The sequence below is a fragment of the Oerskovia sp. NPDC057915 genome (assembly GCF_042887685.1).
Lineage (GTDB): Bacteria > Actinomycetota > Actinomycetes > Actinomycetales > Cellulomonadaceae > Oerskovia.
Genome location: NZ_JBHVOS010000008.1, coordinates 57,664 through 79,844, shown reverse-complemented (window position 1 = coordinate 79,844; position 22,181 = coordinate 57,664). Strand labels below are relative to the sequence as shown.

19 protein-coding genes are annotated in these 22,181 nt (G+C 73.0%); 6 read left to right on the top strand and 13 right to left on the bottom strand.

Going from position 1 to position 22,181, the window contains the following annotated elements:
• The first annotated feature begins 100 nt into the window (after nucleotides 1-100).
• Entirely contained in the window at nucleotides 101-1,183 is a 1,083-nt protein-coding gene (locus tag ACFVQ3_RS07335) for a spermidine synthase (RefSeq protein WP_387636935.1), read from the top strand.
• 77 nt (nucleotides 1,184-1,260) lie between these two features.
• Here the strand turns inward: ACFVQ3_RS07335 and ACFVQ3_RS07330 are convergent, their stop codons facing one another.
• From ACFVQ3_RS07330 to ACFVQ3_RS07310, 5 genes are all read right to left on the bottom strand, one after another.
• On the bottom strand, nucleotides 1,261-1,464 hold the full coding sequence (locus tag ACFVQ3_RS07330) for a cold-shock protein (RefSeq protein WP_030150522.1): 204 nt from the start codon (nucleotides 1,462-1,464) through the stop codon (nucleotides 1,261-1,263).
• 313 nt (nucleotides 1,465-1,777) lie between these two features.
• The gene (locus tag ACFVQ3_RS07325) at nucleotides 1,778-2,725 is read right to left on the bottom strand and encodes a proteasome assembly chaperone family protein (RefSeq protein WP_387636932.1); all 948 of its coding nucleotides are present in this window, start codon (nucleotides 2,723-2,725) and stop codon (nucleotides 1,778-1,780) included.
• A gap of 199 nt (nucleotides 2,726-2,924) precedes the next feature.
• On the bottom strand, nucleotides 2,925-3,365 hold the full coding sequence (locus tag ACFVQ3_RS07320) for a response regulator (protein WP_030150524.1): 441 nt from the start codon (nucleotides 3,363-3,365) through the stop codon (nucleotides 2,925-2,927).
• A gap of 113 nt (nucleotides 3,366-3,478) precedes the next feature.
• The gene (locus ACFVQ3_RS07315; protein WP_387636930.1) at nucleotides 3,479-5,191 is read right to left on the bottom strand and encodes an ATP-binding protein; all 1,713 of its coding nucleotides are present in this window, start codon (nucleotides 5,189-5,191) and stop codon (nucleotides 3,479-3,481) included.
• Nucleotides 5,179-6,495, bottom strand: a complete 1,317-nt coding sequence (locus ACFVQ3_RS07310; protein WP_387636927.1) for a PP2C family protein-serine/threonine phosphatase — start codon at nucleotides 6,493-6,495, stop codon at nucleotides 5,179-5,181. Before ACFVQ3_RS07310 ends, ACFVQ3_RS07315 begins: the two co-directional genes overlap by 13 nt.
• A 316-nt stretch (nucleotides 6,496-6,811) precedes the next feature.
• Between ACFVQ3_RS07310 and ACFVQ3_RS07305 the strand changes: the two genes are divergently transcribed.
• Together ACFVQ3_RS07305 and serA are read left to right on the top strand one after the other, a co-directional pair.
• The gene (locus ACFVQ3_RS07305; RefSeq protein ID WP_387637101.1) at nucleotides 6,812-9,046 is read left to right on the top strand and encodes a HelD family protein; all 2,235 of its coding nucleotides are present in this window, start codon (nucleotides 6,812-6,814) and stop codon (nucleotides 9,044-9,046) included.
• 72 nt (nucleotides 9,047-9,118) lie between these two features.
• Nucleotides 9,119-10,318 carry a phosphoglycerate dehydrogenase gene (gene serA / locus ACFVQ3_RS07300; protein ID WP_387636923.1) on the top strand — a complete coding sequence of 400 codons (1,200 nt, stop codon included), beginning with the start codon at nucleotides 9,119-9,121 and terminating at the stop codon, nucleotides 10,316-10,318.
• A 104-nt stretch (nucleotides 10,319-10,422) separates the two neighbouring features.
• Here serA and ACFVQ3_RS07295 read toward each other — a convergent pair whose 3' ends face one another.
• Nucleotides 10,423-10,614 carry a DUF5302 domain-containing protein gene (locus ACFVQ3_RS07295; RefSeq protein WP_387636920.1) on the bottom strand — a complete coding sequence of 64 codons (192 nt, stop codon included), beginning with the start codon at nucleotides 10,612-10,614 and terminating at the stop codon, nucleotides 10,423-10,425.
• 112 nt (nucleotides 10,615-10,726) lie between these two features.
• Between ACFVQ3_RS07295 and ACFVQ3_RS07290 the strand changes: the two genes are divergently transcribed.
• Nucleotides 10,727-11,803 (top strand): aldo/keto reductase, encoded by a 1,077-nt coding sequence (locus ACFVQ3_RS07290; protein ID WP_387636918.1) that lies wholly within the window; start codon nucleotides 10,727-10,729, stop codon nucleotides 11,801-11,803.
• A 43-nt stretch (nucleotides 11,804-11,846) separates the two neighbouring features.
• Here ACFVQ3_RS07290 and nrdR read toward each other — a convergent pair whose 3' ends face one another.
• Both nrdR and ACFVQ3_RS07280 read right to left on the bottom strand, forming a co-directional pair.
• Nucleotides 11,847-12,377, bottom strand: a complete 531-nt coding sequence (nrdR, locus tag ACFVQ3_RS07285) for a transcriptional regulator NrdR (RefSeq protein WP_387636917.1) — start codon at nucleotides 12,375-12,377, stop codon at nucleotides 11,847-11,849.
• A 481-nt stretch (nucleotides 12,378-12,858) separates the two neighbouring features.
• Nucleotides 12,859-13,236 carry a LysM peptidoglycan-binding domain-containing protein gene (locus ACFVQ3_RS07280; protein ID WP_387636915.1) on the bottom strand — a complete coding sequence of 126 codons (378 nt, stop codon included), beginning with the start codon at nucleotides 13,234-13,236 and terminating at the stop codon, nucleotides 12,859-12,861.
• Between the two features lie 309 nt (nucleotides 13,237-13,545).
• On the opposite strand from ACFVQ3_RS07280, the gene lexA reads away from it, so the two are divergent.
• The gene (lexA, locus tag ACFVQ3_RS07275) at nucleotides 13,546-14,295 is read left to right on the top strand and encodes a transcriptional repressor LexA (RefSeq protein ID WP_387636914.1); all 750 of its coding nucleotides are present in this window, start codon (nucleotides 13,546-13,548) and stop codon (nucleotides 14,293-14,295) included.
• 117 nt (nucleotides 14,296-14,412) lie between these two features.
• Here lexA and ACFVQ3_RS07270 read toward each other — a convergent pair whose 3' ends face one another.
• The 3 genes from ACFVQ3_RS07270 to hflX all read right to left on the bottom strand — a co-directional run bounded on the left by ACFVQ3_RS07270 (nucleotide 14,413) and on the right by hflX (nucleotide 19,100).
• Nucleotides 14,413-15,366 (bottom strand): L-lactate dehydrogenase, encoded by a 954-nt coding sequence (locus ACFVQ3_RS07270; protein WP_387636912.1) that lies wholly within the window; start codon nucleotides 15,364-15,366, stop codon nucleotides 14,413-14,415.
• A gap of 79 nt (nucleotides 15,367-15,445) precedes the next feature.
• Nucleotides 15,446-17,503: an ATP-dependent DNA helicase gene (locus tag ACFVQ3_RS07265; RefSeq protein ID WP_387636911.1), complete on the bottom strand. Its 2,058-nt coding sequence runs from the start codon at nucleotides 17,501-17,503 to the stop codon at nucleotides 15,446-15,448.
• A gap of 67 nt (nucleotides 17,504-17,570) precedes the next feature.
• The gene (hflX, locus tag ACFVQ3_RS07260) at nucleotides 17,571-19,100 is read right to left on the bottom strand and encodes a GTPase HflX (RefSeq protein WP_387636910.1); all 1,530 of its coding nucleotides are present in this window, start codon (nucleotides 19,098-19,100) and stop codon (nucleotides 17,571-17,573) included.
• A gap of 251 nt (nucleotides 19,101-19,351) precedes the next feature.
• Here hflX and ACFVQ3_RS07255 point away from each other — a divergent pair, with 251 nt between their 5' ends.
• Nucleotides 19,352-20,008, top strand: a complete 657-nt coding sequence (locus ACFVQ3_RS07255) for a class I SAM-dependent methyltransferase (RefSeq protein WP_387637098.1) — start codon at nucleotides 19,352-19,354, stop codon at nucleotides 20,006-20,008.
• 144 nt (nucleotides 20,009-20,152) lie between these two features.
• On the opposite strand, the gene dapF is transcribed toward ACFVQ3_RS07255, so the two are convergent.
• Together dapF and miaA are read right to left on the bottom strand one after the other, a co-directional pair.
• The gene (gene dapF, locus ACFVQ3_RS07250; RefSeq protein ID WP_387636908.1) at nucleotides 20,153-21,136 is read right to left on the bottom strand and encodes a diaminopimelate epimerase; all 984 of its coding nucleotides are present in this window, start codon (nucleotides 21,134-21,136) and stop codon (nucleotides 20,153-20,155) included.
• Nucleotides 21,133-22,086 (bottom strand): tRNA (adenosine(37)-N6)-dimethylallyltransferase MiaA, encoded by a 954-nt coding sequence (gene miaA / locus ACFVQ3_RS07245; protein WP_387636907.1) that lies wholly within the window; start codon nucleotides 22,084-22,086, stop codon nucleotides 21,133-21,135. Before miaA ends, dapF begins: the two co-directional genes overlap by 4 nt.
• Nucleotides 22,087-22,181: the final 95 nt, after the last annotated feature.

Genomic DNA, 22,181 nt, shown 5'->3' with positions numbered 1-22,181 from the left:
AACACCTGTTCGATCCTGTCAATCCCGCGGGCACCCGTCCGAGCGGTGCCCCGGCGACGCGGCGCCACGCCCGGGCCACGGACCACCTACGGTTGACCCCATGGGCCGCAAGACCACCGGGCGCTCGTCCCGTCGTTCCTCAGCATCCACCTCGCCACCCACAGAGACCGTCGCGGCCTCGCGGCGCGGCCGCACCGGCGCTCGGCACCAGGGTGCCGAGACCACCCGCGACCTGCCCACCGAGGAGGTCCGCACCTCGACGGGCACCGCCCGGCTGGTACCTGACCCCGACGGCAGCACGGGCGTCACCCTCCTCGTCAACGGGGTGCCGAGCTCGCACCTGGACCTCGCAGACCCGGGCCTGCTCACGTTCGAGTACATGCAGCAGATGGCGGCGGTGCTCGCCGCGCTCCCTTCCGGGCCGCTGCGGGTCGTGCACCTGGGCGCCGCCGGGTGCGCGTTCGCCCGGTACGTCGAGCACGAGCGTCCCGACTCGCGACAGGTCGCGGTCGACCTCGACGCCGACCTCGTCACGCGCGTGCGGGAGTGGTTCGCCCTCCCGCGCGCACCGCGCCTGCGTCTGCGTGCGGGCGACGCGCGCGCCACCCTCGCGACCCTGCCCGACGCGAGCGCCGACGTCGTCGTGCGTGACGTCTTCGCGGGCGACACGACCCCGGCGCACGTCACGATGACCGGCTTCGTGCGCGAGGTGCTGCGCGTGCTGCGCCCGGGCGGCGTCTACCTCGCGAACTGCGCCGACCGCCCGCCGCTCGCCCTCGTCCGGGCCGAGGTGGCGACGGCCGCCTCCGCCCTCGCCGCGGACGACCCCACCGCTCGGGTGGTCTGGGGCGACGTGGGACTGATCGCCGAGCCAGGACAGCTCAAGGGGCGCCGCTACGGGAACCTGGTCCTGGTCGCGGTCCGCCCGGGCGCCACGGCGACCGACCCGTCCGACGCCCCGGCCCGGCTCGACCTGCGCGACGCGACGCTCGCCCGCACGCTGCGGAGCCTGCCGGTCCCGGCCACGCTGCTCACGGGCGAGGAGGTGCGCCGGTTCGCCGGCACCGCGGTGCCCCTCGAGGACCCGCCGGCACCCGTACCGCCCGTCCTGCCCGACGACGCCACGCGCCCGGGTGCGCCGGCGGCGGACGGGCGCGACGCCGTCGGGCAGGGCGAGGGCTGAGCAGCACGGAGGCCGCACCCCTGCGGGGATGCGGCCTCCGACACCGACCCGCGAGAGTCGGCACACGATCAGGGAGATCAGAGCGGGCGGACGTTCTCCGCCTGCGGGCCCTTGGGACCCTGGGTGATCTCGAACTCGACCCGCTGAGCTTCTTCGAGCGACCGGTAGCCCTGGGCCTCGATCGCGGAGTAGTGGACGAAGACGTCGGCGCCGCCGCCGTCCTGGGCGATGAACCCGTAGCCCTTCTCAGCGTTGAACCACTTCACAGAACCCTGCGCCATGCTGTTCCTCGTACCTTCTGTCCATGCGGGGACATCCGCGAACGGACCCTTCGCCCGTTCATCGAGCCGCAGCCACGCGGACCCGCGACGCGCTCCGCGAGGTCCGGTCGTGGCGACCGCCGGTTGGACTGGCACGACCCCGGCGGACCGGGATCCTGCTGCGCCGATACCGGTTCACGCGAAGGCATGTCTCGAGCACGTCACTGCAACGAGACTTAGTTTTGCACGGTGAAGGTGAAGTTCGCCACGTCAGGCGCCGAGGAAATACCGTGATTCGTCCGCACAACCTCCGCAGAACCTCCGCGAGAGGTCGTCACTCCCCCGTCTGCTGGGCAAGGAAGCGTTCGAACTCGGCCCCGAGCTCGTCAGCAGTCGGAATAGGAGCCAACTCCGCGAGCAGGCTCGTGCGACCCACCGAGCGCGCGAACGCGTCGTACTGCTCCTCGAGCGCACGCACGACCGCCGTGACCTCCTCCGACTCGGCCATCTGACGCTCGACCTCGGCCACGGCCTCCTGGGCCCCCGCCGTGAGCGCCGTGACCCGCAGGTCCAGGCCGGTCGAGCGCTGGACGTTCTCGAGCGCCACCACGGCGGCGGGCGGGAACGGCGACTGCGCCAGGTAGTGCGGCACGTGCACCGTGAAGCCCATCGCGTCGTGCCCCGACTCCCCCAGGCGCAGCTCGAGCAACGAGGCCAGCGAGCCCGGGACCTTGACCGTGCCGAACCACGACGTGTGGTCCTCGATCAGCTCGCGCCGCGTCGCGTGCGCCGTCACCGACAGCGGACGCGTGTGCGGGATGCCCATGGGGATGCCGTGGAAGCCCACGACGAGCGACACGTCGAAGCGGTCCACGAGCTCGCGCAGGGCAGCGACCACGCGCTCCCACTGCAGGTCCGGCTCCATGCCGTGCAGGAGCAGGAAACCCGTGCCCTCGGCGTCGCGCACGTGGTCGATCGCCAGGAACGGCTCGTCGTACGACGCCCACCGGTCCGCGTCGAACACCATCGTCACGCGCTTCGAGCGGTAGTCCAGGAGCTGGTCCACGTCGAACGTGACCAGCCGCGTGACCTCGAACTCCTCGAGCAGGTGCTCGACGGCGAGCTCGCCGGTCGTCCCCGCGTCCACGAACCCGCGCACGGAGTGCAGCATGACCGGGCCCGTCGCGCGGACGGCAACCTCTCCCTGCGTCCCCGTCGCCGCGGGCAGGACGCGCGCCACAGCGGCCTCGTCCACCTCGTAGATCTCTCGTGGGTCCAGCACCAGATGCTCCTCCGTCGTCGTCCTCGCCCGCCCAGGTCGACGGCCGGTCGGGGCCGGCACGGTTCTCGGGCGGTTCGATCACGACAACACCGAGGGCCGCCCGATGCTTCCCGCCCGACGGGTCGGACTCCCGCAGCCGCGCTGCGGCCGCGGGAGGGGCACGGTCGCGCGGCCGCGCGAGGCGCGGCGGTGCAGCGTCTCAGCGGGCAGGCAGCCGGACCACGGTGACGAAGAAGTCGTCGATCTGACGCACGACGTCGATGAACCGGTCGAAGTCGACCGGCTTGGTCACGTAGGCGTTCGCGTGCAAGGAGTAGGACCGCACGACGTCCTCCTCCGCCTCCGACGTCGTCAGGACCACGACCGGGATCTGGCGCAGGGCCGGGTCGGACTTGAGCTCGCCGAGCACCTCCCGGCCGTCCATGCGGGGCAGGTTCAGGTCGAGCAGGATCAGGTCGGGGGTCGGGGCGTCGGCGTACTCGCCCTCCTTGCGCAGGAAGGCCATCGCGCTGACGCCGTCGCTGACGACCGAGAGGCGGTTGGTCACCTTGTGGTCCTCGAAGGCCTCGCGCGTCATGAGCACGTCACCGGGGTCGTCCTCGACCAGCAGGACGTCGATCACCTTGTGCCCGTTGCTCATCTCGTCCACCACGTCGTCTCGTCGTCGTCGGACCCCGGTCGGAGCCACGCCGCGAGCCTAGTCGACGCGGACCGGACGGGCGCGGACGCCCGCGCCGCGGGAGCCCGCGCGCCTCACGACGCCGACGGCGACGGCGCGCTCCCGACCGGGTCGTACCGGTGCGCGATCGTGAACCGGACGGTCGTTCCGCCGCCCGCGGTCGGCTCGATCCAGATCCGGCCCCCGTGGTACTCGACGATCCGCTTGCAGAGCGCGAGGCCGATCCCGGTCCCCTCGTAGACGTCCTTGGGGTGCAGGCGCTGGAAGATCACGAAGACCCGCTCCGCGTACTGGGCGTCGATCCCGATCCCGTTGTCGGAGACGGCGAACTCCCAGGCGTCGTCGAGCGCGCGGACCCCGACGTGGACCACCGGCGGGCGGTCGGGGTCCCGGAACTTGACGGCGTTCCCGACGAGGTTGACGAAGAGCTGTTCGAGCAGCCCCCGCTCCCCGCGCACCGTGGGCAAGGGGTCGTGGGTCACGGTCGTGCCCGTCGTCGTGATCTTCTCCTCGAGGTCGGAGAGCACCACCCCGAAGGCCTTCTCGAGGTCGACCGGTCCCCGCTCGGTCCCTGTGCGCCCGACCCGCGAGAAGCCCAGCAGGTCCTGGATGAGGCGCTGCATCCGCTTCGCGCCGTCCACGGCGAACTCGATGTACTGGTCGGCCCGGTCGTCGAGCTGGCCGCCGTACCGCTTCTGGAGGAGCTGGGTGAACGACGCAACCTTGCGCAACGGCTCCTGCAGGTCGTGCGACGCGACGTAGGCGAACTGCTCCAGGTCGCGGTTCGAGCGTGCGAGCTCCTGCGCCTGGGCCGCGAGGAGCTCGTGCGAGTGCTCGACCTCCTCGTGCGACGTGCGGATCTCCGCGACCTGGCTCACGAGCTCTCTGCGCATGTGCTCGACGTCGACCGCGAGCGCCCCGATCTCCCCCGGGGCCTGGACGGCGACGGGCTGGCGGAGGTTCCCGTCGCTCACGACCCGTACCTGGTGGGCGAGCGTCGTCACCGGATCGGTGATCCAGCGCTTGAGCACGCTCCACAGGAACCCACCGACGAGGACCGCGGCGACGACCAGGACGACGACCGAGCCGAACAGCACCTGCGTCCACAGCTCGAGCGAGCGGACCTTCTCCTCCCGGACCTCGCGGAGCACGGCGATGTAGTCGCCCGTCGCGGTGCGGGCCTCCGCGAAGAGGCGGGCGCCCTCGAGCCGGTCGTCCGTCGTCACGGCGTCCGGCCCGCCCTCGCGCACCTTCTCGACGGCGGGCTGCGCGAACTCGACCGACCACGCGTGGATCGCCCGCGTCGCGTCGTCGAGCGCCGTGGCGACCGGTGCCGACCTGGTGATGAGCTCGGCCGTGAGGTCGTCGTGGATCGCGCTGCCCTCCTCGGTGGCGAGCGACCGGTCGAAGGCCTCGAGGCTCAGCGCCGTCCCCGTCGCCAGGTAGCTCCGTACCGAGGACTCGGCGTCGACGAGGGTCACGTACGCGCTGTCGGCCTGCGTGACGGCCGTGAAGTAGGGGTTGGTGACCTCGTCCTGGTACCGCACCACGTTGACGAGAGCGATCACCGAGACGGTGACCACCACGAGGAGGATCGCGGCGGCGAGGACGAGCAGGCCGCCGAGCCGTCGTCGCAGCGACGGTCCCGAGGGAGGGGCTGCGGGCGGTGCCGGGTCGGTCGCCCCCGGCTGGTCGCTCGACGTCTCGTCGGGCAGGGGCGTGTCGTCGGGCCCGGCCGGGGCCTCCTGCCCCGGACCTGCCGAGGACGACACCGTCACTGCGACCATCCGTCGGAGTCGGCGAGCGTCGCGGTCCGCTCGCCCCGAGCGTCCTGGTCGGGGCCGCCCCACCCGATCACGAGCACCGCCGCGTCGTCGGCGAGGGGCCCGCCGTGCAGGGTGCGCACCCGCCGGAAGAGTCTCTCGACCAGCCCCTCCCCTCCGTGCGCGAGCTCGGTGTCGACGGCCGCGACCAGCCCCTGGACGCCGAGGCGCTCGCGCCGCCCTGGCGTCCCGCCGGGGGCCGGTGCGTCGGCCCCTGCGGCCTGGGTGTCCTCGGCGAGGGTCGCCTCGATCAGCCCGTCGGTGTAGAGCATGAGCGCCCAGGGCGCCTCGAGCCGTACGTGCTCGGCCCGCCACCCACCCGTGACGGGGATGCCCAGCGCCCTGCCCCGGGAGGTCGTCGGGAGCTCCGTGCACGAACCCTGCAGGAGCAGCGGGGGCATGTGGCCGGCGAGGTAGAGGTCGACGCTCGCCCGGTCCGGCGAGATGACGACCTGGCAGAGGGTCACGAACACCTCGGGCCGGGCACGCTCCGGGACCAGGACACGTTCGACGAGGGGCAGGATCTCGGCGGGCTCGACGTCCGACAGGACGAGGGTGCGCCACGCGGTGCGCAGGGTCGCGCCGAGCGCCGCCTCGTCCGGGCCGTGCCCGGCCACGTCGCCGATCAGGCACAGGACGCTCCCGTCGGGCCGCTCGACCGCGTCGTAGAAGTCCCCGCCCAGCAGGCCGTTGCCGCCGGGGATGTAGCCCACCATCACGGCGATCGTCTCGTCCGTCACGAGCGGCTTGGGCAGCAGGGCGTGCTCGAGCCGGGCGGTCTCGGCGGCACGCACCTCGCTGCGGTACAGCGCGCGCTGCTGCTCCTTGGACCGGCGGCGCTGCACCGAGTAGCGGACCGATCGACCCAGAAGGTCTCCGTCGACCTCGCCCTTGACCAGGTAGTCGTCGGCGCCCGCCGCCACGGCCTGGACCCCGAGGTCGATCCCGGTGTGCCCGGTGAGCACGACGAGCGCCGGCGGGTCCTGACGGGACTGGAGGCGCTCGACCGCGGTGAGGCCCACCGCGTCCGGGAGGCCGAGGTCGAGCAGCACGCAGTGCACGTCGTGCAGGCGCAGCATCTCGAGGGCGACGTCGAGGCTCCTCGCCCGGTGCAGCTCGACCTTGACCCGTGCGTCGTCGAGGAGCTCCTCCACGAGGACCGCGTCTCCGTCGTCGTCCTCGACCAGCAGGACGCGCAGGAGGTCCTCGGGGGACAGGACGCCTGGAGTCCCGCTCTCCGGACGGGGCGACAAGGGCTCAGTCACCACGACGCGCGCCTCCGGTCAGTCGCCATGGTTCCCGATCGTAGAGGACGCGGGCGCCTCGTGCTGGGAGGTGCGGCCCGCACCGCGCAGCCCGCGCCCTCTCGGGAGAGCGTGTCCACGCGCGGGGCGGGTGGTGCCCGGTACGTGCGTGATCGGCAATAATGGACGGCTGCGTCGCGGGGTGCGCGAGCGGACCGCGAGGGACCAGACGACAGGACGGAACAGCGTGCGCGAGACGAGCGACCGGACGAGCGGGGCGTCGACCACCGGCGAGAAGGTCCGGCCGGAGGACGTCCCGACGTCGAACCGCCAGCACGAGATCATCACCGAGCAGGGCGTCGTCGACACGCTCTACGCGCGGCTCGACGAGCTGCGGGCCTCGACCCGCTCGCGGCTGGCGGGGGTGCGCAGGTCCGGCCCCTCCGGATCTCCCCAGAACCGCAGCGAGCGCGACGCCTTCGCGACCCTCTACGAGGACCGTCTCGCCCAGCTCGAGGCGGTCGAGGACCGGCTCGCGTTCGGCCGCCTCGACCTGGAGGACGGCGCGACCCGCTACGTCGGGCGCATCGGCCTGTCCGACGAGGAGCACACGTCGATCCTCACCGACTGGCGTGCTCCTGCCGCGCAGTCCTTCTACCGCGCGACCGCGGCGCACCCCGACGGGGTCCGGCGACGCCGCCACCTCGTGACCCAGGGGCGGTCGGTCACGAGCATCGAGGACGAGGTCCTGGACCTCACGTCGGGAACCGTCGCCGAGTCGTCCCTGTCGGGCGAGGGGGCCCTGCTCGCCGCGATGGCCGCCGGCCGGACGAGCCGCATGGGCGACATCGTCGCGACGATCCAGGCCGAGCAGGACGCGATCATCCGCTCCGAGCTCGCCGGGGCCCTCGTGGTGCAGGGCGGGCCGGGCACGGGCAAGACCGCGGTCGCGCTGCACCGCGCCGCCTACCTGCTGTACGCGCACCGGCGCCTGCTCGAGCGCTCGGGCGTGCTCCTCGTCGGGCCGAGCCTGTCCTTCCTGCACTACATCGACCAGGTCCTGCCCTCGCTCGGGGAGACCGGCGTCGTGAGCACGACCGTCGCCGAGCTCCTCCCGGGCCTCGTCGCCGACGGCGAGGAGTCCCCCGAGGTGGCGCGCATCAAGGGCCGCGCGTCGTGGGCCCGGGTCGTCCAGCGGGCCGTCCGCGCGCGGCAGCGCGTCCCCGCCGAGGACCAGCACCTGCGCGTCGACGGGCACGACCTCGTGATCCGGCGAGCGGACGTGCGCGAGGCGATCGCCAAGGCCCACCGCACCCACAAGCCGCACAACCTCGCCCGCGTCCCGTTCGTGCGCGAGATGCTGGGCCGCCTCGCCGACCAGTACGTGGCGCAGCTCGGCGGCCCGGTCGCCCCCGAGGAGCGGGCCGAGGTGATCGACGACCTGCGCCACCAGCGCGAGATCCGCATCGCCCTCAACCTCGCGTGGATGCCGCTGACGCCCGAGCGTCTGATCGAGGACCTGTTCGTCAAGCCGCACCGGCTCGCGGAGGCCGCCCCCGACATGTCGCGCACGGACCGTGCTGCGCTGGTGCGCGCCAAGGGCTCGCCGTGGACCCCTGCCGACGTCCCGCTCCTGGACGAGGCCGCCGAGCTCCTCGGCGAGGACGACCAGGCCGCACGGGCCCAGGCCAAGGCCGAGGCGGCGGAGCGGGCTGCCAGCCTGGACTACGCACGTCAGGTCCTCGAGTCGTCCGGTGCGGGCGGCGGGATCGTGGGCGCGGAGATCCTCGCCGACCGTTTCGCCGGCGGCGGCTCTCGCCTGACCACTGCCGAGCGGGCCGCGCAGGACCGCACGTGGACCTACGCGCACGTCGTGGTCGACGAGGCCCAGGAGCTGTCCGCGATGGCGTGGCGCGCCCTGGTCCGCCGCTGCCCCACGCGGTCCATGACGATCGTCGGCGACGTCGCCCAGACGTCGTCGCTCGCGGGGGCCCGGTCGTGGGCGAGCATGCTCGACCCGTTGCTGCGCACCTCGTGGCGTCTTGCGACGTTGACCGTGAACTACCGCACGCCCACGCAGATCGCGGACACCGCGCAGCGCTTCGCCGCGGCCCACGGCCTGCCGACGTCGTCGCTCACCTCGGCGCGCGACGTGCCGGGAGCGCTCGTCCTGGCTCCGGTGCCGGACGGCGAGGATCCGCTGACCGAGGTAGCGGTCCGGGTCCGGTCGGCCCTCGCGGAGTTCGTCGGGCCCGACGGCGCGGGCAGGGTCGCGGTCGTCGCCCCGGCCGACCGGGTCGCGGGAGTGCGTGAGCACCTGACCCGTGCCCACGCCGTCGACCCGCTGCTGTCGGGCCCCGCGGCCGAGGTCGAGGGTGCCCTGGGCGCGGCGCTCACGGTCCTGAGCCCGACCCAGGCCAAGGGGCTCGAGTTCGACGCGGTGGTCCTCCTGGAACCTGCCGACGTCCTAGCGGCGACGTCCGGGGCCTCCGAGCTCTACGTCGCGATGACCCGCCCGACCCAGCGTCTCGTGGTCGTGCACTCCCGCCCGCTCCCCCGCGGGCTCGCCGACTGACCGGAGGAGATCGCGTCGTCCGAGGGACAAGACTCGTTTGGTGCTCGCAGCAACTCGGCGCACCATAGACACGTGCTACGTGCCCTCCTCCTTGAAAACCTGCACCCTCTCGCCACCTCGATCCTCGAGTCCGCCGGTATCGACGTGACCGTGCGCACCGGGGCCATGGACGAGTCCGAGCTGATCGAAGCCCTCGAGGGCGTGAACATCCTCGGGATCCGGTCCAAGACCAATGTCACGGCCCGCGTGATCGAGTCCGCCCCGGACCTGATCGCGATCGGCGCGTTCTGCATCGGGACCAACCAGATCGACCTCAAGGCCGCGGCCTCCCACGGCGTCGCGACCTTCAACGCGCCGTTCTCGAACACGCGCTCGGTCGTCGAGATCGCGCTCGCCGAGATCATCGCGCTGACCCGCCGCCTGACCGAGCGCGACCGTGCGCTGCACGACGGCGTCTGGGACAAGTCCGCCGAGGGCGCCCACGAGGTCCGCGGTCGCACGCTGGGCATCATCGGCTACGGCAACATCGGCACGCAGCTCTCGGTCGTCGCCGAGGCCCTGGGCATGTCGGTCGTCTTCTACGACACGGCCGAGAAGCTGGCCCTGGGCAACGCGCGTCGCATGGACAGCCTCGACGAGCTCCTCGAGACGGCGGACGTCGTCACGCTCCACGTCGACGGGCGCGGCGGCAACGCCGGCCTGTTCGGCGAGAAGCAGATCTCGCGCATGCGCCAGGGCGCGATCCTGCTCAACCTGTCGCGCGGCTTCGTCGTGGACACCGGCGCGCTGCGCGAGGCGATCCTCTCCGGGCACCTGTCGGGGGCGGCCATCGACGTGTTCCCCGAGGAGCCCAAGAAGCGCGGCGACCACTTCGACTCGGAGCTGCGCGGCCTCCCGAACGTCATCCTGACCCCGCACATCGGCGGGTCGACCGAGGAGGCGCAGGAGTCGATCGGCCAGTTCGTCGCGGGCAAGCTCCGCGACTACCTCGCGACCGGTTCCACGACCCTGAGCGTCAACATCCCGAACCTCGCGCTCGAGCAGAGCACCGGTGTGAGCCGCATCGCCCACCTGCACCGCAACACGCCGGGCGTGCTCGCGGCCGTCAACGCGGTCCTCGCCGAGCACGGGACGAACATCGAGGGCCAGATGCTCGCGACGCGCGGGGAGCTCGGCTACGTGGTGACCGATGTCGGTGCGGAGCTCCTGCCCGCCGCCATCGCGGAGCTGCAGGCCATGGACGCGACCGTCAAGCTGCGCGTCCTGTCCTGACCGGGGCAACCCGCACAGCATGAGGAAGGGGACCAGCCCGTCGGGCTGGTCCCCTTCCTCATGCTGTGCGGGTGCGGGGGAACCTCCCGGTTCCCGGCCGACACTCAGCCGGACTTGCGGCGGAACGTGCGCTGCACAGGTCCGACGGTCTCCGACCCGTGGACCGAGCCCGTGTTCGAGCCTGCGTCCGCGGTGCGGTGGCTCGCGGCGTTCTTGCGGTCCAGCGCCTCGCGGAACTTCGCCTTGGCGTCCTCGCTGGGCGTGGTCCCGGGTGTCTCGTCCTTCGACGTCGTCATCGGCGGGCCTCCTTCTCTCGGTGGTACAGGTGCGCCGTCGGGCGCTCCCGTGCCCCAGCCTGTCGCACCCGGCGGGGTAACGCCAGCGAATACGACCGGGTACGGTCGAGACATGTCGCACAAAGCGCCGGAGCCGGGCTCCGGGATGCCGTTCGCCCGCGCCGGGCGCTCCGGTCTGGTCCTCCCCCGCCTCTCCCTCGGGCTCTGGCAGAACTTCGGGGAAGCGACCCCGTACTCGGCGCAGCGTGAGCTGGTCCTGCACGCGTACGAGCGCGGCATCGTGCACTTCGACCTCGCGAACAACTACGGCCCGCCGCCGGGTTCTGCGGAGGCCGCCTTCGGGCGCGTCCTGGCGAACGACCTCCGAGGGCACCGCGACGAGCTCCTGGTCTCGACCAAGGCGGGCTACCGCATGGGCCCCGGGCCGTACGGGGAGGGCGGGTCGCGCAAGTACCTGCTGTCGTCGCTCGACGCGTCGCTGCGCCGCCTCGGCACCGACCACGTCGACGTCTTCTACTCCCACCGGTTCGACCCGACGACCCCGCTCCACGAGACGATCGGCGCGCTCGCCACGGCGGTCTCCTCGGGGCGGGCCACCTACGCGGCCATCTCCTCGTACTCTGCCGAACGCACGAGCGAGGCCCTCGCGGTCGCGGACGACCTCGGCCTTCCCCTGGTGCTGCACCAACCGTCGTACTCGATGCTGAACCGGTGGATCGAGGCGCCCGGCCAGGGTGGCCGCACCCTGCTCGACGTCGCGGGCGACTCGGGGACCGGGTTGATCGTCTTCTCGCCGCTGGCCCAGGGCATGCTCTCCGACCGGTATCTCGACGGCGTACCACCCGACTCGCGCGCTGCCCGCTCGGTCTCGTTGCGTCCCGAGCACCTAGCCCCCGAGAACCTCGCGAGGATCCGCGCGCTGCGCGAGGTCGCGAACCGTCGCGGGGAACCCCTCGCCCGGACCGCGATCGCCTGGACGCTGCGCGACCCGCGCGTCACGTCGGTCCTCGTGGGTGCCCGGACGACCGCCCAGGTGGACGAGAACCTCGCAGCGCTCGGTGCGCCGCCGTTCACGGACGACGAGCTGGCAGCCGTCGACGCCGTGACGACCGAGGTCGCCCCCGACGGGAGCCGCCGTCCCCTGGACACGGGGATCAACATTTGGGCAGCCCGCTCGAGCGACCTCTAGCCGGTCGACCCCGGGGAACCGGCGGCGGACCATGCCCGACGGCTCAGGCCAGGTCGGGCACCACGTCGTCGGCGGGCTCGTCACCCGTCGGGCGCGCCCCCGCCCCGCCGAAGGTCGCCGCGCGTTCCTCGCGCTCGGCCCGGAGCGAGTTGATCGCGGTCTCGAAGTCCTCGAGCGAGTCGAAGGCCTGGTAGACGCTCGCGAAACGCAGGTAGGCGACCTCGTCGAGCTCTCGGAGAGGCCCGAGGATCGCGAGGCCGATCTCGTAGGCGTCCAGCTCCGCGCTCCCCCCGGCCCGGAGCGACTCCTCGACCTTCTGCGCCAGCACGGCGAGGTCGTCCTCGTTCACGGGGCGCCCCTGGCAGGCCTTGCGGACGCCCGTGACGATCTTCTCCCTGCTGAAGGGCTCGGTCACGCCCGAGCGCTTGACGACCGACAGGCTCGCCGTCTCGATCGTGGTGAAGCGGCGGTTGCACGCCGGGCACTGCCTGCGACGACGGATGGACGCACCGTCGTCGGAGGTGCGCGAGTCGACGACCCGTGAGTCCGCGTGCCGGCAGAACGGACAGTGCATGAGGCGATACTCCTGTGGGTCTGCGCGAGGCTTCCGGGGCGGACGCCGCGGAACGGTGCGTCCCGAACCTATGTCTCGACCTCGACAGGGCGCAAGGCGCCTCGCCTCGCAGGACGGTCACGATGCGTACTGGCCCCTGAGAGATGTGTCATGGCACATGAGAACGGAGGTGGCCGATGACCGGCCACCTCCGTCGGGACGCCCCCGTCCCCATCTCACGTCCGCGACTCGCCTCGCTGACGTCGACGCAACTGCGGAGACGCGCGTGGCGCGTCTCCCCCTCACCGACCGACCCCCCAGCCGGGTTGGTGAGGCAGTACTAACTTAGGGGAACCTAATGCAATCGCGCAAGCCCTGACGCCGAGAGGCCTCACGTCGCCCGACGAGCCGTCTGGGTTCGAACCGACCCCCGGCCCACCCGGACCGCCGCAGCACAGGCCCGCGCCGCGGGTCGACGCGCCTCGAGTCAGCGTGCCGCGGGTCAGCGCCCGAAGTCCGGGTCGACCGGGAGCAGGAGCTGCTGACCGACCTGCAGCCCGGTCGAGGACAGATTGTTGAGCTCGGCGAGGTCCGCCATGACGTCGCGGACGTCGCGTCCCCCCGCAGCCAGGGCCGAGGCGTGCTGCCACAGCGTCTCCCCCGCCTGGACGACGTGGATCCGCACCTCGACCGGTTCGCCCGGCCCGGACGCGACCGCACGAGCGCCCCACAGGGCCCCGAGCGCGACGACCGCCGCGACGAGCAGGACGAGCACGAGGCGTCCCCGCGCCGTCAGCCTCAGCGGAGCCTCGACCTGCGTGCCGGGCCGTCGCTCGACGCGCCAGCCATCGGAAGCGCCCATCGCACTGATCGCACTCATTCCCACTCCTTCGCCCGTGGCGCCCGAACCGCCTTCCCCGGTCGGTTCGAACACCTGTACGTCGAACATCTGTACGATTTCTATCACCGTCGGGAGCGAATGTCGAGACATGCTCGAACATGTGTTTGATTCGTGTCGCCCGGTGACCTACGCTGTTCGAGTACTGGTCGTCCGATATGTCGGACGCTCGTGGCGCGGCTCCCCGCGCACGGGCTGACGAGAGCCCGGTCGGCCACGTCAGAGCCGGTGCCGCTCACGGTGCCGCTCGCAGGACAGGGACCGAGACGGCCGAGCAGGGCGGAGACGACGATGGCGGGACGGGTGGCCGACACCACGGGCAGGCTCGCGAAGGTGCACGAGCTGCCCGACGGCACGACGGGCGGCGACGGTCTCACACCGCGCCAGCGCCTCGTGCTCGAGACGATCCGCGCGTCGGTCGACCAGCGGGGCTATCCGCCGAGCATGCGCGAGATCGGCGAGGCCGTGGGCCTCACGAGCCCCTCGAGCGTCAAGCACCAGCTCACGACGCTCGAGCGCAAGGGGTACCTGCGCCGCGACCCGAACCGCCCGCGCGCGATCGAGGTCGTCCAGCACGACGACGCGCGGACGATCGCCGCACTCCCCGGCAGCGCCTTCCCGCGCGTCGAGGGCATCGACGCGTCGGAGGACTCGCCCGAGCGCCCCACGCCGTCGTACGTGCCCGTCGTGGGACGCATCGCGGCCGGTGGCCCCATCCTGGCCGAGCAGGTGGTCGAGGACGTCTTCCCGCTCCCCCGCCAGCTCGTGGGGGACGGTGAGCTCTTCCTCCTCCGCGTGGCCGGCGACTCGATGATCGACGCTGCGATCTGCGACGGTGACTGGGTCGTGGTGCGCCGCCAGCCCGTCGCCGAGAACGGGGAGATCGTCGCGGCGATGATCGACGGTGAGGCGACCGTCAAGACGTTCAAGCGCATCGACAAGCACGTGTGGCTCATGCCGCACAACGCGGCGTACCGGCCCATCTCGGGGGACGACGCCCAGATCCTCGGTCGGGTCGTCTCGGTCCTGCGGAGCCTCTGAGCACACCGGCACGGTGGCCGTGTCGCGGCCAGCGTCGGCGGGCATGACGAAGGGGACGGCCCGGCGGGTCGTCCCCTTCGTCGTGCCCGGTGCCCTCCGCGGGCACCGGGAAGACGGCTACAGCCCGAAGCTCTTGGCCACTGCCCGGACCGACTCCGCGGACGCGCGGAGTCCGGCGAGCTCGTGGTCGGACAGCGGGACCTCGATCCGCTCACCGCACCCTCGCCGCTCGAGCAGCGACGGGACGGAGAGGCAGACGTCGTTGATCCCGTGGAAGTCCTCGAGGAGCGAGGACACCGGCAGGACCCGGTGCTCGTCGTCGAGCACGGCCTCGATGATGCGGGTCGCGGCGAGCGCGACCGCGTAGTTGGTCGCCCCCTTGCCCTCGATGATGCGGTAGGCCGACTGCACGACCTCGTGCGCGATGTCCTCGCGCACCTCGGCCGTGAGCGGCCCCCGCCCCTTCAGCCCCTGCCACTCGAGCAGCGGCACCCCGCTGATCGTCGCAGAGCTCCAGAGCGGGATCTCGCTGTCCCCGTGCTCCCCGGCGATGTACGCGTGCACGTTCTGCACCGCGACGCCGCAGTGCTGCGCGACCAGGAAGCGCAGCCGGGACGAGTCCAGGACCGTGCCGCTCCCGAAGAGCTGGTTCGGCGGCAGGCCCGAGTACTTGAGGGCCGCGTACGTCACCACGTCGACCGGGTTCGTCACCATGATGTAGACGGCGTTGGGGGCGACCTCGACGAGCCCGGGCAGGATCTTGCGCACGAGCGAGATCGTCGCCTCGGCGAGGTCGAGGCGCGTCTGTCCGGGCTTCTGCTTGGCACCGGCCGTGAAGACCACGACGTCGGCGTCGGCGCACACCGCGACGTCGTCGGAGCCCTCGACCTTGGCCATGGGCATGAACTGGATGCCGTGCTGGAGGTCGAGGACCTCGGCCTCGACCTTGGTCCTGTTGATGTCGAGCAGGCTCACGGTGTGAGCGGCTCCACGCATGAGCGCCGCGTAGGCGAGGGTCGATCCGACGGAACCTGCGCCGACGATCGCGAGCTTGGTGGTACGGGCGGGCACTGTGCCTCCTGGACGTTGAGCGCACGGCGTCGGTCGCTGCACGAGCGTCGCGACGTCCGTTTGCGTGGACTGCCAGGTCTCAGCCTAGGGCGGACAGGCGCTCGAGCGCAGAGAGGACGACACGGCGGTCGGTCGTGGTCCAGAAGTCCGGCATCGACCTCGTGAGGTAGGAGCCGTAGCGGGCGGTCGCCAGGCGCGGGTCGAGGACCGCGACCACCCCGCGGTCGGCGGTCGAGCGGATGAGCCGTCCCGCCCCCTGCGCGAGCAGCAGCGCGGCGTGGTTCGCCGAGACCTGCATGAAGCCGTTGCCGCCCGCGGCCTCGACCGCGCGGGCACGGGCCGACTTCACGGGGTCGTCGGGACGCGGGAAGGGGATCCGGTCGATCAGGACGAGCTGGCAGCTCGGGCCCGGGACGTCCACGCCCTGCCACAGCGAGAGCGTGCCGAACAGGCACGTCGCGGGGTCCGCGGCGAACTCCTTGACGAGCGTCGGCAGCTGGTCCTCCCCCTGGCACAGGATCGGGACGTCGAGACGCTCGCGCATGGCCTCGGCTACCGCGAGCGCCGCCCGGCGCGAGGAGAAGAGCCCGAGGGTCCGGCCCCCGGCTGCTGTGATGAGGTCGGCGATCTCGTCGAGCTGGCCGTCCGTGGCAGCCTCGCGACCGGGCTGGGGCAGGTGCTTGGCGATGTAGAGGATGCCCTGCTGGGGGTAGTCGAACGGGCTGCCGACGTCCACGCCGGTCCAGGTGGCACCGTCGTCGTCGAGGCCCAGCGAGCGGGCCACGGGGTCGAACGTGCCGCCGAGCGCGAGCGTCGCCGACGTGAAGACGCCCGTGCGCTCGGTCAGGAGGTGCGTGCGGATGAGGCCCGCGACCGCGAGCGGCGCGGCGTGGAGCTTGCTCACGCCGTCCCCGCTCCACCGGCCGTCGTCGCCCGCGCGCGAGCACCACAGGACGTCGTGTCCCGTGGGGTCCTGGGCCATGCGCTCGGCGATCTCGAAGACCTGGAGCATGGTGGCCTGGGCCATCTTCATGCCGGTGTCCGGCTGGGCCTGCGGGCCGCCCGAGGTGTCGGGCTTGAGCGCGCTCAGCACGGTGCGTGCGGCGTCGCGGACGGCGGCCACGGCCGAGCGCGCGTCGTCGGGCAGGCCGTCGGGGAAGCGCTCCGCGGGAAGCGACGCGACGACGGTCCCGAACGCTCCCGTCGCGAGGTCGAGGTCCGTCGTCTGGACGCCGCCGTGGCGGCGCGCGAGGCGCGCGGCGTGCTCGATGATCGGCACGGAGAGGTCCGCGGTCGCAGCGGCCGTGACGCGGTCGCTGAGCTCGTGCGCCTCGTCGACGACCACGACACCGTGCTCGGGCAGCACGCCGGGCGACCCCGACGCGGCGATGCCCAGCATGGCGTGGTTGGTCACGACGACGTCGGCCTCCCGGGCGCTCGTGCGGGCCTGGTCGGGGAAGCAGTCGTCGATCAGCGGGCACTTGGAGCCCAAGCACTCGAGCGCCGTGACCGAGACCTGGCGCCACGCCTTGTCGGACACGCCGGGCACGAGGTCGTCCCGGTCCCCGGTCGTGGTCTCCTGCGCCCACTCGCGCAGGCGCACGACCTGCTCCCCCAGGGCCGCGGCCCCCGACGCGGCACCGGGCGCCGGGTGCTCGGCGACGCCCGCGCGCTCGCCGCCAGTGGGCAGGTCGAACAGCGTGGGCTCGTCGGCCGGGTAGCCGCCCTCGATCTTGTGCTGGCACAGGTAGTTGTGCCAGCCCTTGAGGAGCGCGATCCGCGGGGGGCGCGGCAGGCGGTCCGCGACGGCCTGGGCGACGAGCGGCAGGTCGCGCGTGATGATCTGGCGCTGGAGCGCGAGGGTCGCGGTCGAGACGATGACGCGCTCGTCCTCGCAGACGGCGTGCCGCACCGCCGGCACGAGGTACCCGAGGGACTTGCCGGTACCCGTCCCGGCCTGGACCAGCAGGTGGTCGGGGCCGCCCGACCCGTCGATCGTCCGCGCGACGTCCACGGCCATCTGGTGCTGCCCGGCGCGGCGGCCGCCGCCCAGGGCGCCGACGGCGAGGTCGAGCAGCTCCTCGACGTCAGGGGTCGCGGGGCCCGTGGTCAGGGTGGTGGTGGTCTCCTCGGGCACCCCGGAAGTCTACGTGGGGCCACCGACAGGGCTCATGGAGCGCCGGGACGGTGGCCCCCGCGGACGGCTAGGCCCGGACGGCCACCGCGTTGAGCTCGAGCGCGAGCCCTTCGTCGACGCGGCCCAGCAGGCGCGTCCCGGTCTCGACGTGCTCCTCGAGGTCGATCTCGCCCGTGAGGTGCACGCGGTTGACCAGGTCGCCGCGGTGGTAGGGCACCACGACGTCGATCGAGACGTCGGGTCGCGGCAGCTCGTCGGAGATGAGCTGCAGCAGGTCGTCGATCCCCTGCCCGGTGTGCGCCGAGACGAGGATCGTGCGGCGCTCGCGCCCGCGGATGCGCGCGACGACGTCAGGGTCGGCGACGTCGACCTTGTTGAGCACGACCACCTCGAGCACCTGGTCGATGCCCGGGATGTCGGCGAGGACGTGGCGGACGGCCGCGATCTGCCCCTCGGGGTCGGGGTGCGCCGCGTCGACGACGTGGAGCAGCAGGTCTGCCTGGCCGACCTCCTCGAGCGTCGAGCGGAACGCCTCGACGAGCTGGTGCGGCAGGGACCGCACGAACCCGACCGTGTCGGCGAGCGTGTACACGCGCCCGTCCTCGGTCTGCGCGCGGCGGACCGTGGGGTCCAGGGTCGCGAACAGGGCGTTCTCGACGAGCACGCCCGCGCCCGTGAGGGCGTTGAGCAGGCTCGACTTGCCCGCGTTGGTGTATCCGGCGATCGCGACCGACGGGATCGCGTGGCGCTTGCGCGAGGACCGCTTGGTCTCACGGCCCGGCGCCATCGCGGCGATCTCGCGGCGCAGCTTGGTCATGCGGTCGCGGATGCGACGTCGGTCGAGCTCGATCTTCGTCTCACCGGGTCCGCGCGAGCCCATGCCCGCACCGGCACCACCCACCTGGCCACCGGCCTGGCGGGACATCGACTCGCCCCAGCCTCGCAGGCGCGGGAGCAGGTACTCGAGCTGCGCGAGCTCGACCTGCGCCTTGCCCTCCCGGGACTTGGCGTGCTGGGCGAAGATGTCGAGGATCAGCGCGGTCCGGTCGACGACCTTGACCTTGACGATGTCCTCGAGCGCGCGGCGCTGGGAGGGCGCGAGCTCGCCGTCGATCACGACGGTGTCCGCGCCGCTCACGGCCACGACGGACGCGAGCTCCTCGGCCTTGCCCGACCCGAGGTAGGTCCCGGGGTCCGGCTTCTGGCGCCGCTGGAGCACGCCGTCGAGCACCTGGGAGCCGGCCGTCTCGGCGAGCGCCGCGAGCTCGCGGAGCGAGACCTCGGCCTCGGCCGCCGCGGCGTCGCCGCTGCCGCTGTACAGACCGACCAGCACGACCTTCTCGAGGCGCAGCTGCCGGTACTCGACCTCGGTGACGTCCTCGAGCTCGGTCGACAGGTTCGCGACCCGTCGCAGCGCGGTGCGCTCGGCGAGCTCGAGCTGGTCCCCGTCGTGGACGGAGTGCTGGGTGCCTCCCTCGGCGCGCGCGGTACCCGCCCGTGCGAGCACCCGTGCCACGACGTCCCCGGCGATGTCGCGCTCGGGGCGCGCGCTCTCCGGTGCGGTCTCGGGGGTGGGGTTCGCGGGGGTCTGGGTCATGGGCCGCCTTTCAGCTGAGGGTCCGGCCCGGGTCGAGGTGACCTGGGCCGGTCGGTCCGTCCGGAGAGGCTCCGGTCGGCATGTCGTACAACAAGCGTGGCACGCCGGATCGTCCCGGCGCGAACCAATTCGCCCCGTCGGGTCGCGGTTCGTCCCAGGGCGCAGCGCGGACCGACCGTCGGGGCAGGCCCGCGATACCGCGGCGGGTCGAGCACCGGCCGATAGGATCGGTCCTCGTGACACCTCCCGACATGACCCCTGAAGCGACGCCCGAACCCTCCCCCGACCACTACTTCACGGCGCAGCCCGCCTCCGCCGAGGAGCGCCGGGAGCTCACGGTCCGGCTCGCGGGCCGCGAGGTCACGGTCGAGGTCGCGTCGGGCATCTTCTCCCCCGGCCGCCTGGACCTGGGCACGCAGGTCCTCCTGCGCTCGGTCCCGGACCTCCCGCCCGCGACGTCCGGGCCCGACGGCGCCGCGCACCTCCTGGACCTCGGCTGCGGCTGGGGCCCGGTCGCGCTGACCATGGCGCTCGAGTCGCCCGCCGCGACCGTGTGGGCCGTCGACGTCAACGAGCGCGCGCTCGACCTGGTGCGCCGCAACGCCGCGCGGCTGGGGCTCGAGAACGTGCGCGCGGTGCGCCCCGAGGACGTCCCGGCCGACGTCCGGTTCGCGGCGATCTGGTCCAACCCGCCCATCCGGGTCGGCAAGGACGTGCTCCACGACATGCTGCTCCACTGGCTGCCGCGCCTGGAGCCCGGCACCGAGGCCTACCTCGTGGTGCAGCGCAACCTCGGCGCGGACTCGCTCATGTCCTGGCTGGACGAGAACCTGGGCGACGACCTGTCGGTCGGCAAGCTCGCCAGCGCCAAGGGGTTCCGGGTGCTCGAGGTCACGCGCGCGGGCTGAGCCGGCAGGGCTCGCGGTCCGAGGCACGTGCGAACGCCGCGGCCGCGCCCGACGTCGGCCGCGGCCGACGAGACCCGTACCCGACCCGTGCCCGACCCTCGCCGGGCACGCGGGGTGCGCGGCGCCGTCGGGCCCCGGGGTGGGTCAGCGGCCGAACGACGCGAGGTCCAGCTCGCCGCCGAAGACGATCTCGGCCGGTCCGGCGAGCTCGACGCGGCCGCCCTCCAGGGCGGTCACGCGCACCGTGCCGCCCGGCACGTCGACGAGCCACACGTCGGGCGAGGCCGGGCCGCCCCACGCGCGGACCGCGAGCGCCGCGGCGCACGCCCCCGTCCCGCAGGACTCGGTCTCCCCCACGCCGCGCTCGTGCACGCGCATGCGCAGGCGCCCGACGACGGTCCCGTCGACCGAGACCTCCTCACCGAGCGGGACGACGAGCTCGACGTTGGTGCCGTGCGGCGGCTCGGGCGAGACGACCGGTGCCTGCGTGAGGTCGGCGGCCTCGAGCTCGTCCTCCTGCGGCAGCGCGAGGACCGTGTGCGGGTTGCCCAGGTCGACGCTCAGCGCGGGGCGCGGGACGTCCCAGCCCGAGATCGCGACCGCGGCGTCGAAGCCCTCGTCGAGGGCTGTGCGGCCGCCCGGCAGGAACCACGGGCCCATGTCGACGGCGTACCAGCCGTTGGCCTCCTTGCGCACGTACTTGACGCCCGCGCGCGTGCCGACCGCGAGGACGCGGGGAGCCGCAGGGGCCTCCTGCGCGTCGTCGGCACCAGGGTGGACCTCCGCCGCGGCGAGGGTCACGAGACCGAGCCGCTCGGCGAAGGCCGCGAAGACGCGCACCCCGTTGCCGCACATCTCCGCGATCGAGCCGTCCGCGTTGCGGTAGTCCATGAACCAGATCGCGTCGGGGTCCTCCGCGAGGACCTGCGCGGACTCGGGCACGTACGCGGTGGGTACGAGCCGGATCACGCCGTCGCCGCCGATCCCGGACCGGCGGTCCGCGAGCGCCCGGACCTGGTCGGCGTCGAGGTCCCGGCTGCCGTCGACGTCGGCGATCAGGACGAAGTCGTTGCGGGTCCCGTGGCCCTTGGCGAAACGGGTCGTCGAACGGGGCGGCGTGGGGCTCATGAGCCCAGACTACGGCGCGTCGGGCGGTCGTCCGTGCGCGCGTCCAGGGTGCCGTCGTCGGCGGCCCGGACGATCTCGAGCGCGTCGGCGAGCAGCGTTGGCGACTGCGCGTCGAGCCAGTGCACGCGCGGGTCGCGGCCGAACCAGCCCATCTGCTTGCGGGCGAGCCGGCGCGTGTTCGCGGTGATCTGCTCGCGTGCCTCGTCGGCCGTGGTCTCCCCGCGCAGGTGCGCGAGCACCTCGGCGTAGCCGACGGCCCGTTCCGCGGTCCGTCCGAGTCTCGGCGCGAGGGAGCGGACCTCGTCGAGGAGCCCGTGCTCCCACATCCGCTCGACGCGGCCCGCGACGCGCTCGTCGAGCGTCTCGCGGTCGCAGTCCAGCCCGATCTGCACGGCCGGGCGGACGTACTCCTGGCGCGGCAGGTTCGCGGTGAAGGGCTCGCCGGTGATCGCGATGACCTCGAGCGCGCGGACGATGCGCCGGGTGTTCGACGGACCGATCGACGTCGCGGCCGCGGGATCCAACCGGGCGAGCTCGGTGTGCAGCGCCCTGGTGCCCTCGCGCTCGGCGCGCTCCTCGAGCCGGACGCGGACGGCCGGGTCCGTGCCGGGGAAGTCCATCTCGTCGAGGAGCGCGCGCACGTAGAGCCCCGAGCCGCCGACGACGACCGGGCGCGCCCCGCGTGCGGTGATCGCGTCGAGGTCCGCACGGGCCGCGCCCTGGTAGTCGGCGACCGACGCGTCGTCGGCGGGGTCGAGCACGTCGAGCTGGTGGTGGGCGATCCCCCGCCGCTCGTCGACGGGCACCTTGGCGGTCCCCACGTCCATGCCGCGGTAGAGCTGGTAGGCGTCGGCGTTGACGATCTCGGCAGGGGTGAGGGCCTGTGCGAGGTCGAGGGCGAGGTCCGACTTCCCGGTCGCGGTGGGGCCGACGACGGCGACGATGAGCATCCGAGAACCGTACCCGGCGTACGGCACCGCCACGCGGGCGCCGGACCGGTGAAACCCTCTGTCCCGGTGTGGGTGGTTCTGCGTAGGCTCCTCAG